The 5,084-nt window shown below is 59.8% G+C and carries 6 protein-coding genes; 5 read left to right on the forward strand and 1 reads right to left on the reverse strand.

Going from position 1 to position 5,084, the window contains the following annotated elements; translation table 11 throughout:
• The 5 genes from B2W96_RS02290 to B2W96_RS02310 form a co-directional block, all read left to right on the forward strand.
• Positions 1–648 (forward strand): O-antigen ligase family protein (locus tag B2W96_RS02290; RefSeq protein WP_293008149.1); only part of this gene is annotated, 648 nt, incomplete at its 5' end.
• A 5-nt stretch (positions 649–653) separates the two neighbouring features.
• The gene (locus tag B2W96_RS02295; RefSeq protein WP_293008161.1) at positions 654–1,409 is read left to right on the forward strand and encodes a sulfite exporter TauE/SafE family protein; all 756 of its coding nucleotides are present in this window, start codon (positions 654–656) and stop codon (positions 1,407–1,409) included.
• A 54-nt stretch (positions 1,410–1,463) separates the two neighbouring features.
• Entirely contained in the window at positions 1,464–2,387 is a 924-nt protein-coding gene (cysK, locus tag B2W96_RS02300; RefSeq protein WP_293008151.1) for a cysteine synthase A, read from the forward strand.
• A 310-nt stretch (positions 2,388–2,697) separates the two neighbouring features.
• On the forward strand, positions 2,698–3,492 hold the full coding sequence (locus B2W96_RS02305; protein WP_293008153.1) for a cell wall hydrolase: 795 nt from the start codon (positions 2,698–2,700) through the stop codon (positions 3,490–3,492).
• Positions 3,493–3,554: 62 nt separating this feature from the next.
• Complete coding sequence (locus B2W96_RS02310; RefSeq protein WP_293008155.1) at positions 3,555–4,349, forward strand: TIGR04255 family protein; 795 nt, start codon at positions 3,555–3,557, stop codon at positions 4,347–4,349.
• 203 nt (positions 4,350–4,552) lie between these two features.
• On the opposite strand, the gene B2W96_RS02315 is transcribed toward B2W96_RS02310, so the two are convergent.
• On the reverse strand, positions 4,553–5,084 hold a 532-nt coding region (locus tag B2W96_RS02315; protein WP_293008157.1), incomplete at its 5' end, for an isocitrate/isopropylmalate family dehydrogenase.

Raw genomic sequence — 5,084 nt, forward strand, 5'->3', positions numbered from 1 at the left:
GCCGTGGGCGCGGCGGCGCTGGGCATGACCTATTCCCGGGCAAGCTGGGTGGGCATTGCCGTCGCCATGGCGGCAGCGGTGTTTCTGTGGAAGCCGAAGCTGCTTCCCTTGTTTGCAGCCGGGTGTATTCTGGCCGTCCCGCTGCTGCCTGACAGTATTTTAAACCGTATACTGACCATTACCAACACGGAGGACAGCTCCACCTCTGGGCGGATTCCCCTCTACGAGGCGGCGCTTGCCACCATCAAGACCTCCCCCGTCACCGGGGCGGGCCTTGGCACCGCCGCTGTGCAGCAGTTTATCAAGGACAACAACCTTTACCATGCAAAGGCCCCCTTTGTCCATGCCCATAACATCTATTTGCAGGTTTGGATTGAAGCGGGGCTGCTGGGTGTGGTTTCCTTTGTGGGGGCCATGCTGCTGAGTATTAAAAACGCGGCCCGTGCCGTGCGCCACTGCGGCGATTCCGCCGCCCGCACGCTGACCTGCGCTGCCGCATCCGCCCTGTGCGGCATTATGGTCTGCGGCCTTGCGGACTATCCGTGGAACTATCCCAGAGTGATGAGCGTATTCTGGTTCGTGTTTGCCCTGTGCATCGCGGGAACAAAGCTGTGCGCCCGGGGTGAAGGAAGGGAGGCGCGCCGGTGAGTGAATTGTTGACCTATCTGATTGTCTGTCCACTGGTGTTTCTGGCGGGATTTGTGGACGCCATTGCCGGGGGCGGGGGACTGATTTCCCTGCCCGCGTACCTACTGACCGGACTGCCGGTACACAACGCCATCGCCACCAACAAGACCTCTTCCGCCATGGGGACCGCGATTGCCACGTTTCGCTATGCCCGCAGCGGCTATATTCCGTGGCGGGAGGCGTCCGCCGGGGTGGCGTTTGCGCTGATCGGCTCCACCATTGGGGCGAAGCTGGCGCTGCTTCTGAACGACGGAGTATTCCGTATTGTCATGCTGGTGATTCTGCCCCTTACCGCCGTGTATGTCCTGCGGGGAAAAGCATTGAAGGAGACGGATGAGCGGGAGGAATTTCCCCTGCGCAAAACAATTGCCATTGTGATTGCGGCGGCGCTGGTCATCGGCGTATACGACGGGTTTTACGGCCCTGGTACGGGCACGTTTTTGATTCTGATTCTTACCGGGGCGGCCCACATGGACCTGCGCAAGGCCAACGGTGTGACCAAGGCCATCAATCTGGCCACCAACGTGGCGGCGCTGGCGGTGTACCTGTTCAGCGGGAAGGTGCTGCTGACGCTGGGGTTGACGGCGGGGCTGTTCAGCATCGCCGGGAATTACGCAGGGGCGCGGTTTTTCTCCAGTAAGGGCGCAAAGTCGGTAAAACCGGTGATTCTGGCTGTGCTGACCATTTTCTTTGTCCGCGAGCTTTGGAAGCTGTTAACCTGATGCGCGGACTGCCGCGCGTGGAAGGATTGCCGCCGCAGGCGGAGAAGGGGCTTTATGAACGTTTACGAGGGAATTGAGGACCTCATCGGACACACGCCGCTGGTGCGGCTCCGCAGAATTGAACAGGAATACGGGCTGGACACTGTGCTGCTGGCAAAGCTGGAGAGCTTCAACCCCGCAGGCAGCGCCAAGGACCGGGTGGCCGCGCGCATCATCGCGGAGGCGGAGCGGGCCGGGCGGCTTACGCCCGGCGGAACCATCATCGAGCCTACTTCAGGAAACACGGGCATCGGCCTTGCCGCCGTGGGCGGGGCCCGGGGCTATCGCGTGATTCTCACCATGCCCGAAACCATGAGCAAGGAGCGCCAGAGCCTGATTCGGGCCTACGGCGCGGAGATTGTCCTCACACCGGGAAGCGAGGGCATGGCAGGCGCGGTGAAAAAGGCCGAGGAGCTGCAAAAGGCCACGCCGGGAAGTATATTAGGCGGTCAGTTTGACAATCCCGCCAACCCGGCGGCCCATTATGACGCCACCGGCCCCGAAATCTGGGCGGATACCGATGGGCAGGTGGATATCTTTGTGGCGGGTGCGGGCACCGGAGGCACCGTCAGCGGGGTGGGGAAGTATCTCAAGGAGAAAAAGCCCAACGTGCGGATCGTTGCCGTGGAGCCGTCGGCTTCGCCGCTGCTGAGCCTTGGAATCGCGGGACCTCACGGACTTCAGGGCATCGGCGCGAACTTTGTGCCGAAAAATCTGGACCGGGCGGTGCTGGACGAAATCATCCCTGTCTCCGACGAGGATGCCTACGCCTTGGGACGCATGCTGGCGCGGCGGGAGGGCCTGTTGTCGGGCATTACCTCCGGCGCGGCGGTCTGGGCCGCGATTCAACTGGCGAAGCGGCCCGAGAATCGGGGGAAAACCGTTGCGGCCTTGCTGCCGGACACTGGAGAGCGATATCTATCCACGCCCATGTTTTGAAGCGGTCATGAAATTTTTGTACATACTCGCTTAGGAAAAATCGAATTTTCGTTGCACCGCGCCTGTTGGCGCAAGCTCTGCGAAATGTTTGACGCCTGAATTGCTTGACCTTTTTACGCGGTCCTGTTCCAATCGGAGCGGGGCCGCATTTTTTTTTGTACTTCATAAAGCTTCCATTTTTTCCATTTTTTTAAACTTGTAACTTTTTGTAACCTCCTGTATGCTTTTTATGGGAATTTCACATAAATACGGAAGCACCGGCCCTGCGCACACCGTGCCGTCGGGGTGGGAGCGGAAAGGACGACGGAAAGTGAGACGCGTAATGACAGCGGCAATGCTGGCCGCGGCGCTGGCGGCGGGAGCAGTCATTCCGGCCGCCGGATTGAACCGGACGGTGCGGGTGCAGGTGGACGGCGTGATATTGGATTCGGTGAATTACATAAGGGACGGCGTGACCTACGTTCCCCTGCGGACGCTGCTGGACGCGTTTGGTGGCTGGGCGCTTTCCTGGGATGGGACCCGGAAAGAGGCCGTGGCCGAGAGCGAAACCGGGCAACTGACGGCAGATCCCGCTCTTGACGCCGTCACGGTGAACGGATATACATACGAGGGAATTGTGACAGTGGAAAACGGGCGGACCTATGTTCCTCTGCGGCTCATCGCAACGGCCTGCGGAGGAGCCGCTGCGTGGGACGGCATCTTCGGCGGCGCGGCGGTGACGTCCCCGCGTGCCGTCTATGACGCGGAGGAGCTGTATTGGCTGTCCCGCATCATCAGCGCCGAGAGCGGAGGGGAGTCGCTGGAGGGAAGGATTGCCGTGGGAAACGTGGTGCTGAACCGGGTAGCCTCTTCAGAGTTTCCCGATACCATCCGACAGGTGGTGTTTGACAGCAAAGATGCCGTGCAGTTTGAGCCGGTGAGCAACGGCACCGTCTATGACACACCCACCGACGGCTCTGTGGAGGCGGCAAAGCTGGCGCTGGACGGGGTAAGCGTGGTGGGGAAAAGCATGTATTTTTACGCGCCCGCCCTGTCCCAGGGGCTGTGGATCAACGGAAACAGGACCTATTACACCACCATCGGCTGCCATCGTTTTTACCTCTGATTGACTTTTTTCCGCGAGGGGGCTATGATAAGGACAACGTTGAAAAAAGGAGCCTTTGAGCTATGCTGTTTTCCAAACATCCCAGAACGGTTTATACGAACGCCCCTGCCCACGAGGTGATCTGCCAGTTTCGGTTTCCTGCGATTCTGACGATCAACGAGCGGGAGCCGGCGGCGCTTCAGGAGGCAATTCGGGAGGACTTTCCCCAGTTTGCCCGGAAGGAGGATGCCGTGCCGCCTCAGGTGGAGGGCATTGGCGGTCCCAACCCGCAGGTCCGGCAGCAGAAGGCTGTGAGCAACTATCATTTTGTGTCGACGGACAACCTGTGGAAAATCAATCTGACCCAGAACTTTTTGGCCCTGTCCACCCTGCGCTATACCGGGTGGGAGGAATTTGCCCGGGAACTGGACAGGCCCCTGGCGGAATTTATCCGCATTTACAAGCCCGCCTATTTCGAGCGGGTGGGTCTGCGGTATGTGAACATTCTTTCCCGGGAGAAGCTGGCTTTGCAGGGAACGCCGTGGTCGGAGCTGATTACACCTCCCTATCTCGGCCCGCTTGCCGAGCCGGACGTGCGGGAAGAGGATGTGCTCAACTGCGGTGTGGACCTGCAATGCAAGCTGGATTCCAGCAGCGTGGGGAAAATCCACGCCGGTCCGGGCCGCCTGCGGGGCAATCGGCCCGACGGACAGCAGGACCCGGAGGTGAAATTCATCTTCGACATGGATTTGTCCATGAACGGGAAAATGGACTGCAAGCTTTCCGCCGGTGCGATGGAGACGCTTCATGCCCACGCCACGGAGTTGTTTGAGGGCGCTGTGACGGATGCGCTCCGCGCCGCCATGCAGCCGGAGTAAAGAACGCTCTATTTTAGCAATCTGTTATAAAATTCTGCGGGAGAACGAGTGGTTCTCCCGCAGAATTTTTTATAGGGCCGAATGGAGCTTGCCGGGAGAAAATCTGAAGGCGGCGGAATTGGGGAAGCAACAGAAAGCGCTGAGAGACGGCCCGGAATGGGCCGTCTCTCAGACGTATAATTTTATAGGCGCAATGGGATGGTTTACCGCCGGTCGGCATCCTGCATTTTTGTGGCCAGCCGCTTTGCGATGGCTTCCAGAGATTCCTCAAAATTGACGACCTGCCTGCAGTGCTCCTTCTCTACCAGAACGGCCAGATCGCCGGTGAGGACGCCGTCCCGCATGGTTTCAAGGCAGGCGCTCTCCAGCTTTCCCGCGAAAGAAACTAAATCCGGCAGACTGTCCAGCTCTCCCCGGCGGCGCAGAGCGCCGGTCCAGGCGAAAATAGTGGCCGTTGCGTTAGTGGAGGGCTTTTCCCCGGCGCGATAGCGGTAAAAATGCCGTGTGACGGTGCCGTGGGACGCCTCGAACTCCACGGACCCGTCCGGGGCCATCAGCACAGAGGTCATCATGGCAAGAGAGCCGAAGGCGGCGGCCACCATGTCGCTCATCACGTCGCCGTCGTAATTCTTCAGCGCCCAGACAAACCCGCCCTTGGAGCGCATGACGCGGGATACCGCGTCGTCGATCAGCGTGTAAAAATACTGAAGGCCCAACGGGTTGAATTTTGCCTTG

It is taken from the genome of Oscillibacter sp. UBA6647, from assembly GCA_002455655.1.
Classification (GTDB): Bacteria; Bacillota; Clostridia; order Oscillospirales; family Oscillospiraceae; genus Oscillibacter.

Excerpts from the sequence above, each read along its gene's own strand:
- cysK (WP_293008151.1), top strand. The coding sequence starts at position 1,464 with ATGAACGTTTACGAGGGAATTGAGGACCTCATCGGACACACGCCGCTG.
- B2W96_RS02310 (WP_293008155.1), top strand. The coding sequence starts at position 3,555 with ATGCTGTTTTCCAAACATCCCAGAACGGTTTATACGAACGCCCCTGCC.